The sequence below is a fragment of the Billgrantia zhangzhouensis genome, from assembly GCF_021404465.1.
GTDB classification, from domain to species: Bacteria; Pseudomonadota; Gammaproteobacteria; order Pseudomonadales; family Halomonadaceae; genus Halomonas; species Halomonas zhangzhouensis.
In genome coordinates, this window is sequence record NZ_JABFTT010000009.1 from 115766 (window position 1) to 136710 (window position 20945).

General features: G+C 63.8%; 17 protein-coding genes. 8 read left to right on the forward strand and 9 right to left on the reverse strand.

Annotated features, from left to right (window positions below):
- Positions 1-8 precede the first annotated feature (8 nt).
- The gene (locus HOP51_RS12975; protein WP_234274320.1) at positions 9-578 is read left to right on the forward strand and encodes a helix-turn-helix domain-containing protein; all 570 of its coding nucleotides are present in this window, start codon (positions 9-11) and stop codon (positions 576-578) included.
- Between the two features lie 52 nt (positions 579-630).
- The gene (locus HOP51_RS12980) at positions 631-1413 is read left to right on the forward strand and encodes a trimeric intracellular cation channel family protein (RefSeq protein ID WP_234274321.1); all 783 of its coding nucleotides are present in this window, start codon (positions 631-633) and stop codon (positions 1411-1413) included.
- A 213-nt stretch (positions 1414-1626) separates the two neighbouring features.
- On the opposite strand, the gene HOP51_RS12985 is transcribed toward HOP51_RS12980, so the two are convergent.
- The 4 genes from HOP51_RS12985 to HOP51_RS13000 form a co-directional block, all read right to left on the reverse strand.
- Positions 1627-2424 (reverse strand): PEP-CTERM/exosortase system-associated acyltransferase, encoded by a 798-nt coding sequence (locus HOP51_RS12985; protein WP_234274322.1) that lies wholly within the window; start codon positions 2422-2424, stop codon positions 1627-1629.
- Positions 2405-5239 (reverse strand): bifunctional diguanylate cyclase/phosphodiesterase, encoded by a 2835-nt coding sequence (locus HOP51_RS12990; protein WP_234274323.1) that lies wholly within the window; start codon positions 5237-5239, stop codon positions 2405-2407. The genes HOP51_RS12985 and HOP51_RS12990 overlap by 20 nt, the downstream gene beginning before the upstream one ends.
- Positions 5240-5284: 45 nt before the next feature.
- Positions 5285-6382 (reverse strand): OprO/OprP family phosphate-selective porin, encoded by a 1098-nt coding sequence (locus tag HOP51_RS12995; RefSeq protein WP_234274324.1) that lies wholly within the window; start codon positions 6380-6382, stop codon positions 5285-5287.
- A 70-nt stretch (positions 6383-6452) separates the two neighbouring features.
- Positions 6453-6887, reverse strand: coding sequence for a substrate-binding domain-containing protein (locus HOP51_RS13000; protein ID WP_234274325.1), 435 nt, complete (start codon positions 6885-6887; stop codon positions 6453-6455).
- Positions 6888-7353: 466 nt separating this feature from the next.
- On the opposite strand from HOP51_RS13000, the gene HOP51_RS13005 reads away from it, so the two are divergent.
- Positions 7354-8067, forward strand: a complete 714-nt coding sequence (locus HOP51_RS13005; RefSeq protein ID WP_234274326.1) for a DUF3581 domain-containing protein — start codon at positions 7354-7356, stop codon at positions 8065-8067.
- Between the two features lie 21 nt (positions 8068-8088).
- Here the strand turns inward: HOP51_RS13005 and HOP51_RS13010 are convergent, their stop codons facing one another.
- Both HOP51_RS13010 and HOP51_RS13015 read right to left on the reverse strand, forming a co-directional pair.
- Complete coding sequence (locus HOP51_RS13010) at positions 8089-8979, reverse strand: universal stress protein (protein WP_234274327.1); 891 nt, start codon at positions 8977-8979, stop codon at positions 8089-8091.
- Positions 8980-9046: 67 nt separating this feature from the next.
- On the reverse strand, positions 9047-10108 hold the full coding sequence (locus HOP51_RS13015) for an acyltransferase family protein (RefSeq protein WP_234274328.1): 1062 nt from the start codon (positions 10106-10108) through the stop codon (positions 9047-9049).
- 283 nt (positions 10109-10391) lie between these two features.
- Here HOP51_RS13015 and HOP51_RS13020 point away from each other — a divergent pair, with 283 nt between their 5' ends.
- Positions 10392-11327, forward strand: coding sequence for an alpha/beta hydrolase (locus HOP51_RS13020; protein ID WP_234274329.1), 936 nt, complete (start codon positions 10392-10394; stop codon positions 11325-11327).
- A gap of 20 nt (positions 11328-11347) precedes the next feature.
- Here the strand turns inward: HOP51_RS13020 and HOP51_RS13025 are convergent, their stop codons facing one another.
- Positions 11348-12502: an MFS transporter gene (locus tag HOP51_RS13025; protein ID WP_234274330.1), complete on the reverse strand. Its 1155-nt coding sequence runs from the start codon at positions 12500-12502 to the stop codon at positions 11348-11350.
- Between the two features lie 112 nt (positions 12503-12614).
- Between HOP51_RS13025 and HOP51_RS13030 the strand changes: the two genes are divergently transcribed.
- Entirely contained in the window at positions 12615-12950 is a 336-nt protein-coding gene (locus HOP51_RS13030; RefSeq protein WP_234274331.1) for an antibiotic biosynthesis monooxygenase family protein, read from the forward strand.
- Positions 12951-12974: 24 nt separating this feature from the next.
- Here the strand turns inward: HOP51_RS13030 and HOP51_RS13035 are convergent, their stop codons facing one another.
- A complete protein-coding gene (locus HOP51_RS13035) occupies positions 12975-16538 on the reverse strand; it encodes a S41 family peptidase (protein WP_234274332.1) in 3564 nt (1187 codons plus the stop codon).
- A gap of 211 nt (positions 16539-16749) precedes the next feature.
- Between HOP51_RS13035 and HOP51_RS13040 the strand changes: the two genes are divergently transcribed.
- Complete coding sequence (locus tag HOP51_RS13040) at positions 16750-18033, forward strand: acyltransferase family protein (protein ID WP_234274333.1); 1284 nt, start codon at positions 16750-16752, stop codon at positions 18031-18033.
- 44 nt (positions 18034-18077) lie between these two features.
- Here the strand turns inward: HOP51_RS13040 and HOP51_RS13045 are convergent, their stop codons facing one another.
- Positions 18078-19628, reverse strand: coding sequence for an alpha/beta fold hydrolase (locus HOP51_RS13045; protein ID WP_234274334.1), 1551 nt, complete (start codon positions 19626-19628; stop codon positions 18078-18080).
- A gap of 234 nt (positions 19629-19862) precedes the next feature.
- On the opposite strand from HOP51_RS13045, the gene HOP51_RS13050 reads away from it, so the two are divergent.
- Both HOP51_RS13050 and HOP51_RS13055 read left to right on the forward strand, forming a co-directional pair.
- Positions 19863-20285: a CBS domain-containing protein gene (locus HOP51_RS13050; RefSeq protein WP_234274335.1), complete on the forward strand. Its 423-nt coding sequence runs from the start codon at positions 19863-19865 to the stop codon at positions 20283-20285.
- A 165-nt stretch (positions 20286-20450) separates the two neighbouring features.
- Positions 20451-20942, forward strand: a complete 492-nt coding sequence (locus tag HOP51_RS13055; RefSeq protein ID WP_234274336.1) for a metallophosphoesterase family protein — start codon at positions 20451-20453, stop codon at positions 20940-20942.
- Positions 20943-20945 lie beyond the last annotated feature (3 nt).

The window sequence follows — 20945 nt, forward strand, 5'->3', positions numbered from 1 at the left end:
ACAGAGCGATGGCAGACGAAGCACAAACGGAAGCCGGTAGCCTTTCCAGCCGCGTGATCGAGCTCCGCAAGGGGCGTGGGCTCACCCTGGAGCAACTGGCGGCGGCGTCTGGCGTCAGCCGCTCGATGCTCAGCCAGATCGAACGCGGCAAGGCCAACCCGACACTGGCGGTAACGCTGCGTATCGCCCAGGCTTTCGACATGAATATCGGCGATCTGGTGGATCAGCCCTGGACTGCCTCGCGTATCGAAGTGGTGCGTGGCAACGACACCAACCAGTTGTTCCGCGATGACCGCGATTGTCGCATCCGCACGCTCTCGCCGCTGCACATGGAAAAGAACGTCGAGTTCTACGAGATCCGGCTGGCGCCAGGGGCACGTCTGAAAAGCGCTGCCCATTTCGAGGGCACTCGCGAGCTACTGACTGTGACCCAGGGGCAAGCTCGGGTCATTGCCGGCGAGAATCGCTGCGAACTCAATCCCGGCGATTCGGCCCATTACCATGCCGACCTCGAGCACATCATCGAGAATGATGGCGAAGAGGAGCTGGTGAGCTTTCTCGTCGTGACCTACCAGTGAAAGCGCAGTAGTCTGCCCGGTAATTTTCTGGACCGCATTGCAGGAGAAGAACTTGACGGCTCTGGTGTACTGGCTGGACATGGCGGGAGTAGTCGTCTTCGCCCTCTCGGGAGTGATACTGGCCTGCCGCTCGCGCATGGATCCCTTCGGCATGCTGGTGTTGGCGGCGGTCACCGGTATCGGCGGCGGCACCCTGCGTGACCTGGTGCTGGGCGTGCGGCCGGTATTCTGGGTCGCCGACCCGACCTACCTGTGGGTGATTCTTGCCGCCGTGGGCCTCTCCATCGTTGGCTTCCACTACATTCATCGCCTCTCTCGCGTGTTTCTACCGGTAGCCGATGCCTTCGGCCTGGCGTTGTTCACGGTGATCGGGGCGCACAAGGCGTTGCAATTGGAGATGCCTGGCGTGGTGGCGGTGTTGATGGGATTGTTGACCGGCGTGGCCGGCGGAATGATACGCGACGTTCTGGCACGCCGTGTCCCGATGGTGCTGCGCGAAGAGGTATATGCCACTGCCTCCATCGCTGGTGGTATTGCCTATGTAGGCCTGGGGGCGCTGGGCGTACCGGCCGGCGTCGCCATTGGCCTGGCGCTGGCGGTAACGCTGGGGCTGCGCCTGGCAGCCATTCACTGGGGGCTGGCACTACCAGTATTCGCCTGGGTGGTCATTCCCCCGCCCGCTCCGCTGCCAGCGGCAGTCGAAAGCGACTCGTCGGAAGAGCCAGTTTCCCGCAGACAAGCCAACCAGACCAGGGTAAGGCCCAAGGTCAGGGTGCGCATGATCTCGCCCAAGAAGAGGCGTGTGCAGCAGGACGAGGAAGGTAGCGGAAGCTGACGACGGCAGCGAGAGAGGTCATGGAACGGACTACTACGGGTTGCTAAATGCAGTGCCGCAGCGGCACCTCGCTTTCGGTTACCTGGCAGGCCAGCGATCCGGCGCGTGGTGAGCATCGCAACGTGCTCGCCGTCATGGTGGCCTGGGCAACTGCATCCCGGGCCTGATCTATCGGAGAGGAAGTGGCCGGTCATAGGCTTGCCGCGAGCCTCTCTAGGTATGAGCGGCGCCTAGCATCTGTGGAGCCAGCGATGTCTTGATATGGCGATAGAGTGGCCTCAGGCTGGACTGCAGGCCTCGTTCGGCCTGATGTTGGTCGATGTAGTAGGCCGCCCTGGGGCCGCAGTAGTCGATGACGTCGCCGACCCGACGAAACTCCAGCCCCGAGATTTTCAGCAAGCGAGCGAAGCGTGGCTCCATCATGGCGAAGACGTGGCGCCTGCCCGCAAGGCCGACGATGGCTGTGGCTGCCAGGAATAGGCTTAGGGTCACCAGGGGAGAAGGAGGCAGCAAGCGGTTCTCTTCCAAAAGCTGCAGGTCGTTCTCACGAAGCCCCAAGGCACAGTCGCGCGTACGGCGGAAATCGGGGTGCACGGCCAGTCGCGAAACCTCGCAGAGCGAACTGTGCTCGAACCGGTCCGGGTGCAGCTGAGGGTCGGTCAGGCCATGGGCGCAGCTCTCCTCCAGTGGTAGCGATCTTGGTTGCCCGTCATTGCCGATGGGTAGAACGACCCTCAAGCAGCCGGCGTCGCGATCGCTGCCGGTGTGGTGGAGCAGGCAGAGAATCGAGTGCTTGTCATGAGCGTCTTTCTCGAAGGGCGTACCGGTATCCTCCCCCAATGCGTACCGAAGCTCCTCGCGGAAGACCTTGTGGCGTAGGGCATAGGCCCGGTAGCGACTCTCTCTGCTCCGGGCGATGACGAATCGGTATTGCTCAAGGAACTCACGCACCCGATCACCCTGGGGCATGCCACGTTCGCTGGGATTCGACTTAGGGTGTGGTGTCTCCATGCGATGCTCCCGGAATGACCTCTGCCAGAGAGATGGGACGACCAAGATGGTAGCCCTGGCCGTAAGAGATGCCGTAGGAAGTCAAAAGAGGTATCAATGCCTCCTGATCGACGAACTCGGCAATGGCCAGCTTGCCGAAGCCTGCCGCGATGTCGGCAATGGCCTTGACGATGACCTGGCTGTCCGGGCTGGTGATCAGGGTGCGTATGAAGGCGCCATCGATCTTGATGAAGTCGACGGGGAGTTCGCCGAGATAATGGAAGCTGCTGAAGCCAACCCCGAAGTCATCGAGGGCGGTGCGGCAGCCCAGGTCGCGCAGGGCCTGGAGGACGCCCCGTGCGCTGGAAAAATCGGTAACCGCTGCGGTCTCGGTGATCTCGAGGATTAAGTGGCGAGGATCCGCGCCGGTGGCCGATAGCTCTTCCATGAGAAACTGTTGAAGCTCCTCGTCGTGCAGCGTCTGCCCCGACAGGTTGACGGCGAGGCTGATACCCTGTGCCTGGACATGACTCAAGGCGCGCAGGCTCTGGCGCAGTACCCAGCGGTCGATCTGTACGATCTGCCCGCTGCGCTCCGCCACCGGAATGAAGTGGGCGGGCGAGATGAGTGCTCCCTTGGGGCCGCGCATGCGCAAGAGCACTTCGTAATGGCGCACGTCGCCATCGCTCAAGCGTATGATCGGCTGTATCATCAGCTCGAAGCCCTCTTCGTCGATCGCCTGGCGAATCCGTTCCACCCAATAGACACGTTCCTGCAGCTCGTCCTTGGCGCGCTCGAGGGTAGCGAGCAGATGCCAGCGCTGGGCGCTGCTCTCCTTGGCCTTGTACATGGCCAGGTCGGCATTGGCCATCAGGTCGGCGGGGTTGTCGCCGTGGATCGGGAACAGGGCGATACCCAGGCTGGCTGTCGCCCGGTGAAGCTGTCCTCCGGCATCCAGGCCGGTATTGTCGAGCAGCGGGGTGATCTGTTTGGCGATGCTGATGGCGCGCCGGGTGTCGGCGCCTTCCAGCAACAGCGCGAACTCGTCGCCTCCCAGACGGGCAATGATGCCGCAGTGACCGAACTCCTGATATAGCGTATCGCCCACCCTGCGCAGAAGCTGGTCGCCGGTGTGGTGCCCGCTGAGTTCGTTGACGTCCTTGAAATGATCGAGATCGAGCAGCAGCACTGCGCCGCTGCGTCCGCGCCGCATGGCGCTGCCCAGCGCTTCCTGGAAGTAGCGCCGATTGTATAGCTCCGTGAGCGGATCGCGTTCGGCCAGCCAGGTGAGGCGCGCCTCGGCGAGCTTACGTTCGGTGATGTCGAGGCCGACCGAGATGCGTGCCGCCCGCGCGTCGCTGCGTGATAGCGGGGCGTGGTACCAGGCGATGGTCCGCTGGAGCCCATCCGCCGTAGTCAGGCTACGCTCCTCCTGGGGTGCTTCCTCGTCGGCATCGTCACCGCCGCGTGAGAGGAACACCTCGTCGAATGAGCGGCCAAGCAGGCGTTCTTCCTGCATGGCCAGGGTCGTAAGCGCATAGTCATTGACTAGTGTGATGTAGCCCTGCTCATCCTGGGTGACGATGAAGACGCGTGCCGTATCCAGCAGGCTGCCGACGAAATCGCGCTCGCGGGCCAGCTCGTCGACGCGTTCGGCAAGTTGGGCACCACGTGCGCTGACCTCCCGTTCCAGGGTTTCCAGTTGCTCCGATAGCGCTAGCGTGGTGCCTTCCAGCACGTCGATCTCATCTTCCAGCCGGCTGTGTGAAGCGGGAATCGCACTGCGGGCTTCGGCGAAGCCGCCGTGGGCCAGGGCCGGGAGGACCCCGGCCAGCCGGCGCAGCCTGGCCATGGGGCGCAGCAAAATGGCTAGCAGCAGCAACTCGGCCGCCAGCCAGCCGCCGATGCCGACCAGCAGCAGGGTGTGTGTGTCCTGCTGGATGGCGCGAATCTGAGCGGTGATGTCGGTCGCGAGGAGAAAGAAGCCGGTGCTGCGCCGCCCGTTATCGGCCTCCATGCGCACCACGGATAGCTCGTAATCACGACCGTCGTGTTGTATCCGCAGCGGTGTTTCGAGAATGTCGTTGAGCATGGCCATGCGAGCGGCCCGCTGCAGTATCGGAAGATAGTGATCGGCATGGGTCAGTGCGACCAAGTAGCCGTTCCAGTTGGTCAGGTGCCGCTCGGGCTCCACTTCCGATTCATGGGCGCCGCTGACCAGCAGGGCAACATCGCTACCTGACACCTGCTGGGCCTGGCGGGTCACGTCCGCCAGGGAGCGCGACAGAGTCACCATACCGACGCTTGAGCCCTCAACCAGTATGGGGACGGCGGCATATTGCCGGCAGTCGTTGGCGCAGCGCAGTGCCGAGAGTGGGTGCTCGGTCTCCATGACTTGGTGAACCCAGTCCCGCATTGGCCGATCCTGGTCTGGCTGGCCTTCGCCCCACTCGGCCAGTTGTCCCCCATCGGCGTCGAATACCAGGATCTCCTCGATACCTGCCTCGAGCTGCAGCGTGGGCCACTGCGATGCAAGCGAGCCGACCAACTCCGCCTGGTTCCTCGCGGCCAGGGCCGGGCCCAGGTCGGGAGACGCCGCGATCAGCGCGGCGATACGCTGCAAGCCGATCTCGGAGCGCTGCAATGCGAGTTCGATCTCGCGCGACTCGCGTGCATTGCTCTCCTTGCGACCCTCCTCGAACTGACGGGTCAGGTTGGCATGGCCGAGCCAGGTGAACAGTACCACCAGCACGAGCAGTACTAGGCTGCTCAAGGCCAGCACCCGCCAAGTCAGGCTCAGGCGGGGGCGAGATACGTGGGAGGTGGAAGCGCTCATGCTGGCAGTCCCTGGCCGATTCTTGAAGAGTAGCGTGCTCGTTGATCAGAAGCGCAATGAGAGTTGAAACAGCACCATATTCCAGCGTCGGCGAGTTTCGGCTGGGTCCGGTTCGTCGCGTATAGGTAGCCAGCCGGTGCCGTCGATGTGGTGGTATTCGGCGGAAACCAGTATGCGGGGATTGACCCGCCATTGCAGTCCGAGCGTGATATCGTCCGCGTAGCGAGCATGAGCGGGTCCGCGGCCCTGGGCTTCGTAGGCTCGACCAGAGCGGTCGTCTCGATCGCTCACCAGGCTGTCGTAGCGAACCAGCCACTGCCAGTCGTCGAGAAAGCGCCGGGTGTACTGGACATACCAGCTCTCGCCGATGACGTCAGAACCGGACAGCGGGCCGGTATCGGTGGCCGATACCTGGCGCAGAGCAAACTCACCCGTTATCGCCCAGCGCTCCATATCGTACTGCAGCGAGAAGATCCAAGGCTGAAAGTTGAGTTCTCCTTCGTGAGGGCCTAGGCCCTGGTCCAGATTGACGTCAGCGGCGCTGAGAGCGGCTGTGAAACGTCCTCCGGAGTGCTCGTAGCGCAGTTGGGCAATTGACGAAGTGCTGCCGCTCATGTCCATGCTCAGGTGGGCAGGGTAGAGCTGGCTGTCCAGGTCACGCGTGGTGGGGGTGCCGACCCCACCCGTGAAGCGCAGCGTGCCGTGTGCCATCCGTTCCTCGGCATACAGGCTGACACCATCAGCGGAAAGCCCCAGCGAGCGGGTGCGATCGAAGTAGATCGACTGGGGCAGCAGGATGCTGGGGCGAGTGAAGGCGACGTCCCGGGTCTGGTTGTAGAAGCCGAAAGGGTTCTTGAAACGCCCGAGCTGAATGCCCAGGGTGCGCCGCTGGTCGGAGAGTGGTTGGTAGTCGATCACGCCATAGTCGAGCACTGGCCGGGCATCGCTGCCGTCGCCACCGGCCCGGCGGCTGAGCACTTGGGCGGCCACCAGGACATCGGGGCGTGGGCGGATTGAGGCATTGGCGCCGATCTCGGTGTACTTGAGGCTGCCGCCGCCACTGCTGCTGGGCCCGAAGAAATTGTTGTGATCGGTAATGACCAGCGCCTGGCTGAGGAAGCCATGTACCTGCAACGTATCCATGACGCCTTCCGCCATGGCCGCAGGCGCCCAGGTGAGAGCTAGTGCCAGGAGCACCGGACGCGAGCGGCGGCTAATCCATGGTGATGACTTGGACTCTCTCATCCAAATACTCTCTTTCCAGATACCCAAGAGCGCCAGGCGTGGTGGCGACGCGTTCCAGCATTTCAGACTGGGTGTTGACTTGGCTCGGTGCCTGCCCCGTTCCCGAGAACACCATGCGATCCCAGGCCAGCTGTAACTGATGCGGATACACGCTCAGCCGCTCCTTGGCAAAACGTGCATGCACGGGATGATCGTTGGGCAGCACGAAGACCCGAACGGCTTGGCCATCGGGCCAGCTGCGCTGGCGCATGGCGAAAATCGCCCGGGTGGTATCGCGGGTCAGTGAGGTGTTGGCGACGGTCGGATGAGCGATCAGCACGACCTGCCGCTCAAGTGCAGTGGCCGACAGGGGCAGAAGTCCCAACACCAGGGTCAACATCAGCGCACGTGTCAGCCCAGCCACGCGCCACCTTCCCGAAGGCATTGCTGGGTTGATCCCGTTCGGCTCGGCAAGATGGCCCTCATGCCTGGCCCATCGGCGCCGATGGCCGGCCAGGACTTCATGAGCGTCTCGATAGCGTTATCCCCCCGATCCCTTACCGAGCCGGAACGGCCATGACCCGGTAATGTGTCGTGCTCCCTGATGATTATGTGTCGTACTTTAGCCGTTAGGCGTCGTTGCACAATATAGGCATTTCGCGAGAATGACGAGCCCATGCAAAGGAGGTCAAAATTCATGATGCCCCGTCACTCTCCGTTTCACATTAACATGGATTCCATGGCTGGTGCGGCGGTGCGGCGGTGCGGCGACCATATGCCGAAGCGACGGACGGGCCGCCATCCTGCCCGGTCGAAGTGGCCGCACCGGTGGAAAAAATGGCATCATCAACCCCTTGAGCACTTCCCACCAAGGACAGGCCAGAGCACGCATGTTTCTCGACCCTTACCACACGCAGGCTGACGCGGGCATCCGCATCTCCGCACAGCAGGCCAGCGACTTCGCCAAGCGCGTCGCCGGGGACTTCAATCCCATACACGATGCGGGGGCTCGGCGCTTTTGCGTACCCGGCGACCTGCTATTTGCCCTGGTACTGAGCCGGTTCGGCCTTTCGGGGCACATGGACTTTCGCTTTCGCAGCATGGTGGGTGATGGAACCTTGCTGAGCCTGGAGAAGAACGCGGCGGGCCAGATCGAGGTCAGGGACGAAGAGGGCAAGCAGTACCTGGAAGTGGGCAGCGAGGGCGATACCAACCACGATGCCGCGGCCATTGAAGCCTTCACTCGCTGCTATGTGGCTTTTTCGGGCAAGAACTTCCCGCACGTGTTGAAGCCGCTGCTTGAGGCGCAGGGCGTCATGTTCAACCCCAAGCGCCCGCTGGTGATCTACGACAGCATGGGCTTTTCGCTCGACCGGATCGATCTTGTCGCCCCCTCCCTGGAGCTGGTCGACTCAAGCCTCGACGTCACCGGCAAGCGTGGCGACGTCAGGCTCGAGTTCCGCATCACCGATGGTGGTGTGCCTGTCGGTTGCGGCTCTAAGAAGCTGGTCGTCAGTGGCCTCAGCGACTACGATGCTGCCGCCATGAACGACATCGTCGCTGAGTTCTATCGCCTCAAGTCGGCCTACGAGAACGGCAACTGAGAGAAGCCGGACGGAGCGAGGCTAGACCACTACCGTGATCGGGCAGTGGGCCAGATCGATGGCGTGATGACTGACGCTGCCTACCAGTTTCTCGCGCAGGGTTCCCAAGCCTCTGCGTCCCATGACGATGACTGGGTTATCGGGCTGGCTGTGGGCGAATTCGGTGATCGCTTCCGCGTAGCGGTCGCCTTCCAGCAGATGGGTTGCGATGCCTGCCGGTATTTCCCCCAAGCGCTGTTGCGCCTGGGCGAAGAGCTGTTCGGACTCGTCCTGCTTGTCCTTCTGGGGCGGCGGGGCGCCTGCCGGGCGGCAGAACAGCAGGTCCACTCGGGCACCTGCGCTACGGGCCAGGTCGCCTGCCAGCCTGGCGGCGTTATCGCTATGGCGGGAGCCATCGACCGGAACGACCACTCGGCCGATACGCTTGACGTCTTCGGCGACTGCCTCGGGGTGCACCACGGTGACCGGGCAGGGGGCCTTGTGTACGACCTCGTCGCTGATGCTGCCCTCGACAAACTTGCCGAGATCGCTCAGGTGACGGGCACCGACCACTAGCAGGCAGCCCTCGTGCCGGCGCGCATAGTCAACGAGGGTGCGGGCCGGATGATGGACGAAGCCCTCTTCTTCCAGCGTGACTTCTTCTGGAGGGGAGTCGAGTGTCGGCTCGATGGCCTGCCTGGCGCTGGCGAAGGCATTCCGGGCCGCTGCCAGGCGCTGCGAGCGGTCGCGGTCCTTTTCGGCCTGTCGATTGGCCGGGATATCGCTGAATTCGGCTGGGTTGAGAGGCATGACATGCACCAGCCGCAAGGGGGCATGCAGCAGGTGAGACAGCAAGGCGGCATGGCGTGTTGCCGCATGTGCCGTGGGTGAGTCGTCCACCGGTACGATCACAAGCGAAATGAGCTCACTCATGCAAGGTTCCCTCTGAGTTCGAGTAACAGGCGCCCGAACGGGGCCATCCTTCGCTTTCAGGCATAGCCTAGCGTACTTGCGTTGCGGAAGTCTGCTGCTCTTCCGGTACGTAAAGCGTCTTGCCGAACAGCATGCCACCCCAGGGTAGTCGATTGGCAACCCAGTTCAGCCCTATCGAGCCGGCCATGCCCACCACGACCAGCAGCAGAGAATAGACCAGTAGCGAGAAGGGGACGAACTCGTGCGCGAAGTCGACCATGGCGAAGAACATGGGGTGCGCGAGATAGATACCGAACGAATAGCGGTTGACGGTCTTTACCAGCGGAGTGGCCCGAACGTTACGCAGCCGAGTGACAGTGAACAGCGTGAACAGGATGAAGAACGGCACGACCCAGGTTTCCTTGGAGGAATATTCCAGTGCGCCGCGCAGGGTCAGCAGCACGATCGCGGCAACGAAGACCAACAGTAGTACCGGCCGCGAAAGCCACTTGAGCCAGGGCACTTCCGCTAGGCGATGAGGGGCGAGCCGGGGGTAGTGGCGTACCACTAGCATGGCCAGGAAGAACAGATAGATCCAGCCGAGCGGGGCGATCCAGAGCAGGTAGCCTGGTGGTTCGATGTCGTAGTGGCGGGTCAGACCCCAGTAGGCGATGCCGATGAGACTGCCGAGAACCAGCCAGGGGCCGGGTGGCAACCAGCGCTCCAGGCCATAGCGAGAATAGAGCCAGTAGAAGGCGTAGAACTGCATGGCGATGATCAGGAAGTAGCCGTGCCAGCCGGCGTAGATCAGGTACTCGACCAGGTTGGCGACGAAATCGACCGGCACGCCCTCCCGCCTCAGGTTGACGTACTTGGACAATGAATAGATCAGACCGTAGACGACATACGGCACCATGACGTACTGCAGGCGCTTGACCAGAAAACCGGGAGGAGGGCGGTCGCCGTAGCGGAACGAGAACAGGAAGATCGAAATGAAGATGAAGATGGGAGTGCCAAGCACGGTGGGAATACGCGCCAGATCGACGTAGACATTGTCGATATGCTGATTCAAGCGATCGAGGAAGTGGTAGCCGAACACGGCCAGGCAGCCATAGAAGCGCAGCCAGTAGATTTCTTCGATCCGCCTCATGAGCGCCTTGCCTTCCTTGGTACCAGAACCTCGGTGCGAGGAACATCGATCGTCGACATGATGTCGGACCATGACGAAGCGGAAAAAATTCCATTATGGAAACGCTGAACAAATTGGCGAGCGAGATGAAGCACAAGGCGCACGGAGCACAGGAGCCGGAGCATATGCGGTATATGTGAGGACTCCGAGTACCGCGCAACGCAGTGATTCGCTCGCGCAGACATTTGTGCAATGTTTCCTTAGCAGGCTAGTGTTTTGTCTTTGGCACAAGGAGTCAAGTGCTATGCGACTCAGGCGCACCATTGCCGCGTTGATCGTGGCAGCGCTGTGGGGCGGCTCGCCAGTCCATGCCGGCGAGGTCACTTATCATCGCTTCGCATCGGAGGTGCTGGGGCGGGATTACCATTACGCGCTCTACCTTCCGGAAGGTTACCACGAGGCCAATCAGGCCTATCCCATCCTCTACCTGCTGCACGGCTCGTTCGGCAACGAGCGGGACTGGGTCGAGAGCGGCGATCTCGAGCGGATCGTCGACCGCATGATTCGGGATGGCCTCATTCCGCCGCTGGTCATCGTCATGCCGGGCAGCGAGAGCTGGTGGATCGACGGGCACAACGAGGCGGCGCGCACGGCTTTCTTTGACGAACTCATGCCTCGAGTGGAGGAGACCTGGCAGGTCGTGCCACTGCGTGAATGGCGTGCCATCGCCGGACTCTCCGCCGGTGGCTATGGCACTCTCAATTTCATGCTCGAGCGCCCCGACCTGTTTGCCGCCGCGGCGGCCCTGAGCCCGGCGAGCTATCATCCGTTGCCGCCCCGCAACTCCACGGCCTGGCGCCACCCGGCCTTCCTCGACGCAACGGGAGATTTCGACATCTCGCTGTGGCAGCAGCGCAACTACACCGCACACCTGGATCGCTACCTGGAACGGGAAGAGATCGTGCCGCTCTATCTCAGTGCCGGCAATCGCGACGCCTATAATGCAGCACACCATGCTCGCCTGGTGCGTCAGGCGCTGGCACCGCATCAGCCGGACCTAGTGGCGATGGAAGTGCTCAATGGCGGCCATACCTGGCGCGTGTGGCGTGCAAGCCTGCCCAATGCCTTGGCCTGGATGGGACGTTTCCTGCAGGGGCCCGTGCCACTCGAAGCGCTGGCCGAGGATGCCGCTGTGGCAGAGAAGGTCGTCGAGGCTTACGGTGGTGCATCTGGCGGGTGAAGCGGCACTGAACGGCAGCTTTAGCGGCCCGCCAGACGCACCCGGGCACGCAGCAGGATGAGGCCCAGGATCAACAGCGCGATCAGGGCGACTAGCAGCAAAGGGAAGGCCTTCGTACCGGCGCTTTCCAGCAGTGGACCGGTCAGCGAGGGTAGCGCCATGCCGCCGATCCCACTGGCCAGGAAGATCCAGCCGGTGGTACGCCCGTTGGCCGGCATCAGTTGGTTGCTCAAGCCGAACAGGGTGGGAAAGACCGCCGAGGCGGCGAGGCCGAAGAGCAGGGCGACGAATGGCAGCGGCAGCCACTGGCCGTGCAGTGCCAGCGTGCTGAACAGGCCGAGCCCGAGGCAGCCGCGCAGTACCATCCATGGCGTCAGCAGGCGCACCAGCGGAATCGCCAGCAAGCGCCCGGCCGACAGCGTCAGCCAGAACAGCGTCACCAGCAGGGCGGCATCGGCCGGCGCCATGCCGCTGAGCACGCCATAGGCGGTGATCCAGCCGGCGAAGGTGACTTCCATGCCCACGTAGAGGCCGAACATCAGCAGGAAGATGGCCAGTCGCCAGCCATCCTGTGGCGGTGGGGGCGTGTGATTGCCCAGCGACATGTCGGGTGGGCGTGGACTCGGCAGGCGCAGCAGCGGAAGCAATAGCAGCACGACGTACAGGGCGACGAGCCAGAACGCCCAGGCGAAGGAGAACTGCAGGTGGAGTACCGCCACCAGCACCAGCGGGACCAGCATGTTGCCCAGGCCGAAGCAGAAGTGCAGCGCGCTGATCCAGGGAGGTGACGCTGGGCCGTGGGTCCACAGCAGCAGGGTGTTGGCGCCGGCGTTGACCGACACCTCGGCCAGGCCGAGCAGGAACATCACGGCCGTGAGCAGTGCCAGCGCCTGGCTGAACGGTACCGCGGCGAGTCCCGCCGCCAGCAGCAACAGCATTGCCGCCAGCACCCGGTGGCCATCGAAGCGGTCGATCAGCAGGCCGGAGAGCACCGCTCCCAGCATGGTGCCCAGCGCGCGGGCAGTGAACAGAATGGCGATCTGCCCCATGCCCGATCCCGTCATGATGGCGAGGTGGGGCAGGGCCGGGCCGAGCAGGCCGACGCACATGCCGATGGCGATGAAGGCGACGAAATAGGTCAGGGTGACCCGTCTTCCATGATCGAGCGTCGGCATGTCGTTTCCAAGGGTATAAACGTAGGGCAAGCGGAGCTCGCGCGCGCTTATACTCTCCGAGAATGGCGCCTGGGGAAATACCCGTTGCCAGCAAAGACACCAGTGAGGCCTTATGACGCTTATCGCCAATACCCCGGAACCGCCCTACTACGCCGTCATCTTCACCTCGCTGCGTACGCCGGAGAATCATGGCTACGGCCTGATGGCGGAGCGCATGGCAGAACTGGCCGCCCAGCAGCCGGGTTTTCTCGGCATGGAGTCGGCACGCGACGCACTCGGCATCACGGTTTCCTACTGGGAGAGCCTGGAGGCGATCGCACAGTGGAAGCGACAGGTCGAGCACCGCGAAGCGCAGCGCCTCGGGCGCAGCGACTGGTACGCGGCTTACCGGGTGCGGGTCGCTCGGGTGGAGCGCGACTACGGCTTCGGTGAGCAAGGCGCCACCTAGGCCTTTTTCACCCACCCGCTTGATTCACTGCTCGCCGTCGATCCTCTCGAGCAGATCGGCCACCGCCGCCTCGAGCTGGCGGTCGCGCTCGGCCACTTCATCCTGGGGCGTCTGCTCGACCAGTAGATCCGGCCTGGCACCGTTGTGCTCCATGTCGGTACCGTCCGGCATGTACCAGCCGCGGAAGGGGCGGCGTACGGTAGCACCGTCGATCAAGGTATGGCTGTTGGTGGAGATCACCCCACCATAGGTCTGCTGGCCTACCAGCGTGCCGCGACCCAGCGTGGTGAAGGCATGGGCCAGAATCTCCGCATTGGAGTAGCTCTTCTCGTTGGCCAGCATGTTGATCGGTAGGGTGTAACGCGGCGCGTCGAGGCGATCCTGCGGGTAGTGGCCGGTTGCATCGCGGTCGGCACCCGCCGGTATCGTGTAGGCATGCTCGCCGGCCATGATTGAGGTGAGGATGCGGTCCGTGGTGTTGCCACCGCCGTTGTTGCGCACGTCAATGATGAGACCGTCCTTGTCGGCAGCCGCGGCATAGAGATCGCCCTGAAAACCCTCCAGCGAGGTCTGGTTCATGGCCTGGATGTGCAGGTAGCCGAGGCGTCCGTCCGACAGCTCTTCGACGAGGCGCCGGCTCTCCTCGCGGAAGGCGTCGTACTTGAGCCGGGCCAGCTCGGACAGTCCTACGGTTCTCAGCATGGTGCGGTATTCGGTATAGCCCTCCTCGTCCGGGCGGTCGAAGGTGACGGTCACCTCCTGATCCACCTGGCCGCTCAGCCGTTCCAGCAGCGTCTTGTTCTCCTCGAAGGGACGCAGGCCGATCGCAGTGACGATGTCGCCCGGTGCCAGGGGCATGGGGCCACGGGAGGCGGGGCCGGCAGGAATCACCTCGGTAATGCGATAGCCGATGCGGCCGTCCTGTTGCGAGACGATGCGTTCATATTCGAGACCCAGCCGGCCCGAAGGTTCGCGCAGGGCCGACACCGGCCCCGGGTTGGCCACCCCCATGTGTGAGGCGGCCAGTTCCCCCATCAGACGATTGGCGATATCGCTGAATTCGCTCGAGGTGCGGGCGCGGCGGATCAAGGCCGCGTACTCCTCGACCACCGCGGGCCAGTCCAGGCCCTTCAGGTCGGTGCGATAGAAGTTCTCGCCGATGACCCGGGCGGCCTCGTGAAATTTCTGCAATGCCTGCTGGCGCAGGTCGATGCGCAAGCGGTCGGAAATGTCGAGGTAGCGGGGTGAGCCACTGCCGGAAAGGTTGGCCACGGCGACCCGGCCGTTGACGATATAGACCATCTGCTCTCCGGTGATGTTGAGATGCTGGACGTTGGCGCTCGGGCCGATGCGGGTACGGTTGTTGCCATCCCAATCCATCGCCACGAGCCCTTCGCTGCCGGCGTTGAAGACATAGCGGTCGCCGCCCGGCGTCATCTCGTTGGCGGTCTGGTGTGCGGGCGAGGCAGTGATGCGCTCTACGCGTCGCCAGGCATCTTCCAGCTCGAGTTCCGCGACTTCCCGATCCGCTTCTGCTGCGTCTTGTACATCGTCTACCGGTAGCGGCGACTGGGCCAGCGCCTGATCCCGGGCGTTGCGGTAATACGTGCTGAGTTCGCGCGGGGTGTAGCTTTCGATATCGCGGTCCAGGTAGACCCGGTAGAGATCGTAGTTCTCGCCGGAACGGTTGGAAATGAAGGTCAGCTTGCGGCTATCGGCTGACCAGCGCGGGTTGAGGTCGTTGCGTGGGTGCCGGGTAATGTTGACCGGTTCCGCCGAGCCGTCGACCGGCACCACGAAGATGTTGGCGCTGAAGTCGAGATCGTTCTGGGAGTAAGCGATGTAACGGCTGTCGGGCGACCAACGCCACTGCATGAAGCTGTCCCAGCCCTCCACCAGGGTGCGTTCTTCGCCGCTCCCGAGGTCGTGGATCACCAGGTCGCCTCGGCCACGGCGGAAGGCCAGGGAGTGTCCGTCCGGCGATGGCGAGACGTCGCGGTCGTTGGTCTCTTCGGCAATTACCGGCGTGACATCGAATTGGATCGCATCGTGCCAGCGGGTCGGGTCGCGATCGGCGGGGACGTCCTCGGGCAATTCCTCCTCAAGCTCCTCTTCGGGAATGCTTTCGACATCTACCGGCGGCTCCTGGGGCGGCGGCGGAATGTCGGTGGGATCGCCTGGTAGGGGAGTCAGGATCGGATCCAGCATCAATCCGGGATCCTGGGGGGCGAAGGGATCTTCCGGCTCCTCGCCGCGCACGGCCAAGTCGGGGTCGAGTTCGGCGTTGGGATCGTCTTCCTGGTCCGGGGCCTCGGCGGGGCTCGCAGCGGCGAGCGAGACGGTGGGATCGCCGTTCCAGCGGTGGGAAACGCGGCCGCGCTCGCGCTGACGCTCATGGCTGCGGCGCACCTCCTCGCGGGTCAGCGTCACGTGCGCCTGATAGATCGACTCGCTGCCATCGGCGTCGTTGACGAAGAAGAGCCGTAATCCATCCGGCGACCAGGCCAGGCTGTGGTGGCGGGCATGGGTCCCCGGCGTGACCAGCAGCGTCGGACTCTGCTCGTCGACATGGCGCAGGTAGACGCGCCCGTAGGCGACGTAGGCCATGGTCTGGCCATCCGGGCTCAGGGCCGCTTCGCTGATGTCCCGATCGATGCGGCGCAGCGCATGGGTATCGCGGCCGTCGTCGGGGGCGCGCAGGGCGATGGGCTCGGGCTGGGCATCTTCTTCTTCGAGATCGAGAGTCAGCAGGGTGTCCCATACTTGGAGTACGGCCGTGCTGCCATCGCGTGAAACGTCGAAATACTGCAGGTCACGCTCGTCGAACTGGGTGAGCCGCTCGATGGTGCGCTCGGCATCGAGTTCCATGCGATAGAGATTGACCGTCTGGTCCTCGCGGTCGGACATGAACAGCAGGGTATCCTCGTCGACCCAGCGTGCCATGCCGTCGTCGCCGTTGCGTTCGGTCAGCGGCTCGAAGCGATCGGTACCCAACTCGTGCAGCCAGACGTTCATCGCATCCGGGCCGCGGTAGTGGCGCCGGTTCCAGTCGTGATAGGCGCCGCCCCGGGTAAAGACGACGCTGCGGCCATCGGGCGAGAGCTGCGGCTCGGAGCCGAACGCATCGTGTAGCCGGGTATATTCGCCACCCTCCGCGGAGAGCAGATAAGGCCGCTGGTCGCGATACACGTCGGCCTCGAGCATTCCCGAGAACGTGATGACCGTTTCGCCGTTCGCATCGCGGCCGAAGGCGGGGTTGCGCAGGTGCTGGTCGCCGTGGGTGAGCTGCAGCAGTTGGCTGCCATCGCGGTGCATGCGCCACAGGTTGAGGTAACCGTCGCGCATCGAGGCGAACACGATCCACTCGCCGTCGGGGCTCCAACTGGAGTGCAGGTCGTCGAGATTGTGGCGCGTCAGCCGCACCGCCTCACCACCTTCGGTCGCGATGCGCCACAGGTCGCCGCGCCAGCTGAAGATAAGTTCCGAGCCGTCCGGGCTGATGGAGGGGAAGCGCGGCAGGCCGACCTGCCCCGATTGTGCCATCACGCCCGCCGGCAGGCTGGCCAGCAGGCCCCCCAAGGCTGCCAAGAAAGAGAGCCTGCGCAGGGCGACACAGCGTGGCGTGCGAAGATTACGCGAGCCTAGCATTCCCGAGCCTGTCCTTTGCCGATGCCATGCCTCCCCAACGTAGCAACGATTGCGCACCTATTCGAATCGGTCAGCTTTGGCTCGTTCAACCAGCCTGGACTAGGCTGCTGGCTGGAAGCGGGCGTTTCATCCATTCAAGGAAGGAGAGGTCATGAGCGACGCACGCGATCCGTATCCCGATGCGCTGCGTGCGGTTGCGCTGCTGATCGTGGTCTTCGGGCACTGGGTGGCCACGCTGCCGCAGGTCGAGCACGGCATGCTGGTGGAAACGGGGCACCTTCTCGACGCCTGGGCGCCGGCTGGCTTTTTCACCTGGCTGTTCCAGGTCGTGCCGCTGTTCATCTTTGTCTCTGCCGCGGTCAGCTCGGAAGGGGTATGGGAGCGTTACCGGGCCGGCGACCCGCACTCCCACTGGTGGGCGGAGCGTGCCCTGGGGCTGGCCCGACCGACAGTGACCTACCTGGCCATACTAACGCTCTTCGTGGGCATTGCCTTCTTCACTCGCGAGGGGGTACTGGGGCCGCTCAACCACTCATTGACCGTGCATCTCTGGTTCCTGCTGATCCTGCTCAGCGTACAGCTGCTGCTGCCGCTCAGCGTGTGGGCCGACCGGCGCTTCGGCCTGTGGGCGGCGGCCGGCCTGATCGTGGGCATCGCCATGGTGGACCTGCTGCGCGCACGTCCCACCGCGCTTGAGGAGTGGCTCGCCCTGGGCCGATTCGTCACTGCGCGGCACGATGCCTTCGCCTGGATCAATACACTGCTCTTCTGGCTGTTGCCGCAACAGCTCGGCATTGCCTGGTGGAACGGACGCTTCGCTGGGCGACGCCTGGGGCTTGCGCTGGTGGCGGTAGGGCTGGCCTGGTTGGTGGGGGGCGTCGCTCTCGGCTATCCCGCTTCGATGGTCAACGGCAACCCCGGTGGCGATACCAACCTGCTGCCGCCGACGCTGGCCCTGCTCGGGGTCATGTGGTTCCAGGTGGGACTGGTGCTGCTGTTCGAAACACCGGTAAGGCGCTTTCTGCAGCGTCAGCACTTGGGGCGCTGGATGGCGATGTTCGGCGCCTTCGGGCTGCAGCTCTATCTCTGGCACAAGCTGGCCGAACTGCCCGCGGCATGGCTCGGCGAGCGGCTCGACTGGCCGATCGATGCCGGCATTCCAGGCGAGCCGGGATTCTGGGTCGGCCGCCTGGAGTGGATCGGGCTGTGCGCCCTGATGATGGTGCCGGTGATGGCCGCAGTAGTGGTCTTCGAGCGTTACCGCAAGCAGCATGTCGCCGTTACGCAGCAATCCTGGCGCATCGTCGTTGGCGGGCTGGCGCTGTTCCTGGGGCTTGCCGCCAGCCTGGGGTTGGGAGCGCGCCCCGGAGCGCTGTTCGGCCTGGCACTGGTGGCCGTAGCCTCCTGGCTGCTGCGTGCTCCGCGCCAGGCCTGAGGGAACCTACGGTACCGCTCATGGCCTGGTGTGATGGACTGTGCTCAGGTATCGCCGGTCGCCCGGGGAGGCTCTATCACCCAGGGCTCACGTGCGACCTCGTCGCGACAGCTGTCGTCGACGGGGCTATGCGGGTCGTCGAGAAACGCCTGGACCATGGTCGAGCGGCACTCGTTGACGGGGTTGTGTCCGAGCGCTTGATAAACGACGTATTGCAGGTTGGGCATGGTGCGTCCCAGATGCTCGCTCCAGCGCGGGGTACAGCAAGGGTCCATCTCTCCGTGTAGCGCCAGCGCCGGTGTTTCGCTGACCGGCGGGTCGTTGTGCTCGGCGGGCACGTCGCCATCCTCGCCCCACCAGGCGCACAGCCAGGGCGGCTCGAAGCCGAGCACGGCGGGCTCGCGAGCCACTGCGGCGGTGGAATCGGCCACGCTCGGGCGGTTGGTTCCCATGTCGTTGCATACATGGGCGAGGAAATAGCCCAACGCATAGTTGGGAGCCTCGGGCTCGGGGTCGTAGTCATCGACGCGGAAGAAATCGGACAGGCGTGAGTAGTCGCCCGCTTCGACATCCGCGATGAGGCTCGGCAACTCGGCGTAGTCGCTGGCCAGGGTCAGGTAGAGGGTGTCGAGGAAGGCCGCGCCATCGAAGTAGAGCGTCTTGTCGCTGCCATCGGCCTCTTCCACTTGGGCGATGAAGGGGCGGCCGTCCAGGGCGCGGCGTGTGCGGTCGATGGCTTGCAGCCAGTTCGGCAGCAGCTCGCGGCAGGCCTCGTCTTCGGCAACGCACAGCGCCAGGGCGTCGGTGAACGACTGCTTGGCCGTGTAGAGTTCGTCCACCGGTGGACGGTTGCGCAGGTGGTTATACCAGGCCCAGCCGAGTATCACGGCGCGGATGCTGTCAGGGTGATATTGGATGAACGAGACCAGCGTGCCGCTACCCGTGGACGAGCCGAAGCCGTCGATCCGCTCGTAGCCGAGCAGTTGGCGTATCTCGTCCACGTCGCGCGACACTGCACGGGCGTTGTACTGGCTGACGTCGATGCCCTCGTCGACCAGTTTGCGATAGCAGTCGCTCACCACGCCGGTGATCGCGTCCAGGCGCTCCATGGGATCCAGCGAGGCGGTGATGGCCGGGGTGTGGATGATGTTGTGATAGGGCGAGACGGCGGCGTACTCCGGACACTCCAGAGCCGGTTCGGCATGGATGAAACCGCGATTGTCCATGGTCACCAGAGTGCGTTGGCCAATGTCCTCGAGTAGCTGTTCCATGTACTGGCGTTCGCTCAACGACGAGTAGCCCGGGCCACCGGGGAAGAAGAAGACCGGCAGCGTCTCCTCGTCCGGTTCACCGCCCTCCGGCTCGATTACCGCCACGGGCAGCGAGATCGTGTTGCCATTGGGAGCGTCCCAGTTCTCGGGGGCATGGAAAGTATGGCAGGTGGCGCCCAGCTCGCGCAGGGCCTGGGTCGGACACTCCGCACTCTCCAGGCGGGGCAGGTCGTCGGTGGCCGCCTGGACCAGGGCGGGGGAGGCGAGCAGAAGCGTTAGCGGCAACGCCCCCCGCCACCAGGCTCGAGCATCCTTTCCGGTCATGATGCGATCCCTCTGAATTGTCGTTGTCGATTTGGGCTTGGCTTCGCTAGTCAAGCTAGCAGCCGAGGGGGAAGCGTCAACGCCGAACACCTGCGGTAACCGACGGCAATAAACGAAGACAGAGAGGGTTTTGAAGCCCGCATGGGGGGCAGCTATTTTTCTACGGTAAGACATCGCAAAGCAGGAAGCGGCACGGCTTCAGCCGTGCGATACGTCGATGAAAGGAGGTACGAGATGCAAGTTCGCGAAGTGATGACCAAGCGCCCGGACTACTGCCCGGCAGACGCTACCATTCGCCAGGTTGCCGAGCGCATGCGCAAGGACAATTCTGGCTTCGAGCCTCTCGTCGAAGGGGACCGCATCGTGGGTACCGTGACCGATCGCGACCTCACGATTCGCGCCCTAGCTGAAGGCCAGAGCCCCGACGAAAAGGCGAGTTCCATCGCCACCTCGGACGTGCTCTACGCCTTCGAGGATCAGGACGTGAAGGACGTGCTGCGCAACATGCAGGAACAGCACGTGCAACGTCTGGTGGTGCTCAACAACCAGAACGACAAGCGTCTCGTCGGTGTAGTGACGCTCAGCGATATCGCCGACCGCTGCGAAGACGACCAGATGGCTCGCGAGATTGCCAACTGCAGCAAGCATTATCACTGAGCCATCACCCAGCTCCACCGCCGGGAGCGCGCAAGAGCGTTCCCATGTGACGCTTAAGGGCATCGCCAAGGCGATGCCCTTTTTCATGGGGCGTGCTCATGGATCGCGTGACGCTGTCAGGGAGATACGTTAGCGTGACGGGAGGTTCCCGTATATGAGAAGCCGATGCTCCCGGCACGTCTTGATCATGAAATCGCCACGCCCATCGGGGTGATCTCAGACACCCACGGCTTGCTGCGCGAGGAGGCGGTAACGCTGCTGGCAGGCTGTGAGCTGATCCTGCACCTGGGCGATGTGGGAGCGAAGCCGGAGGATGTCGCCATACTCGAACGCCTGGGCGAGCTGGCTCCGCTGTATGCCGTGCGCGGCAACATCGACACGGCCGGCTGGGCCGAGTCGCTGCCGCAGCGCCAGGATCTCGTCGTCAACGGCTGGCGCCTGCACCTGGTTCACGCCCTGGCCGATTTCGACTCTACCACCGCATGCGATGCCGTGCTGCACGGCCATTCCCACAAGCCGCGCCATGAATGGCAACGGCAGCGGTTGTTGTTCAACCCCGGGGCGGCGGGCAAGCGCCGCTTCCGGTTGCCGATCACCCTGGGCAAGCTGTGGGCCGACTCGCGCGGCCTGCGTGGTGCGATACTGCACCTGCTTTAGCGA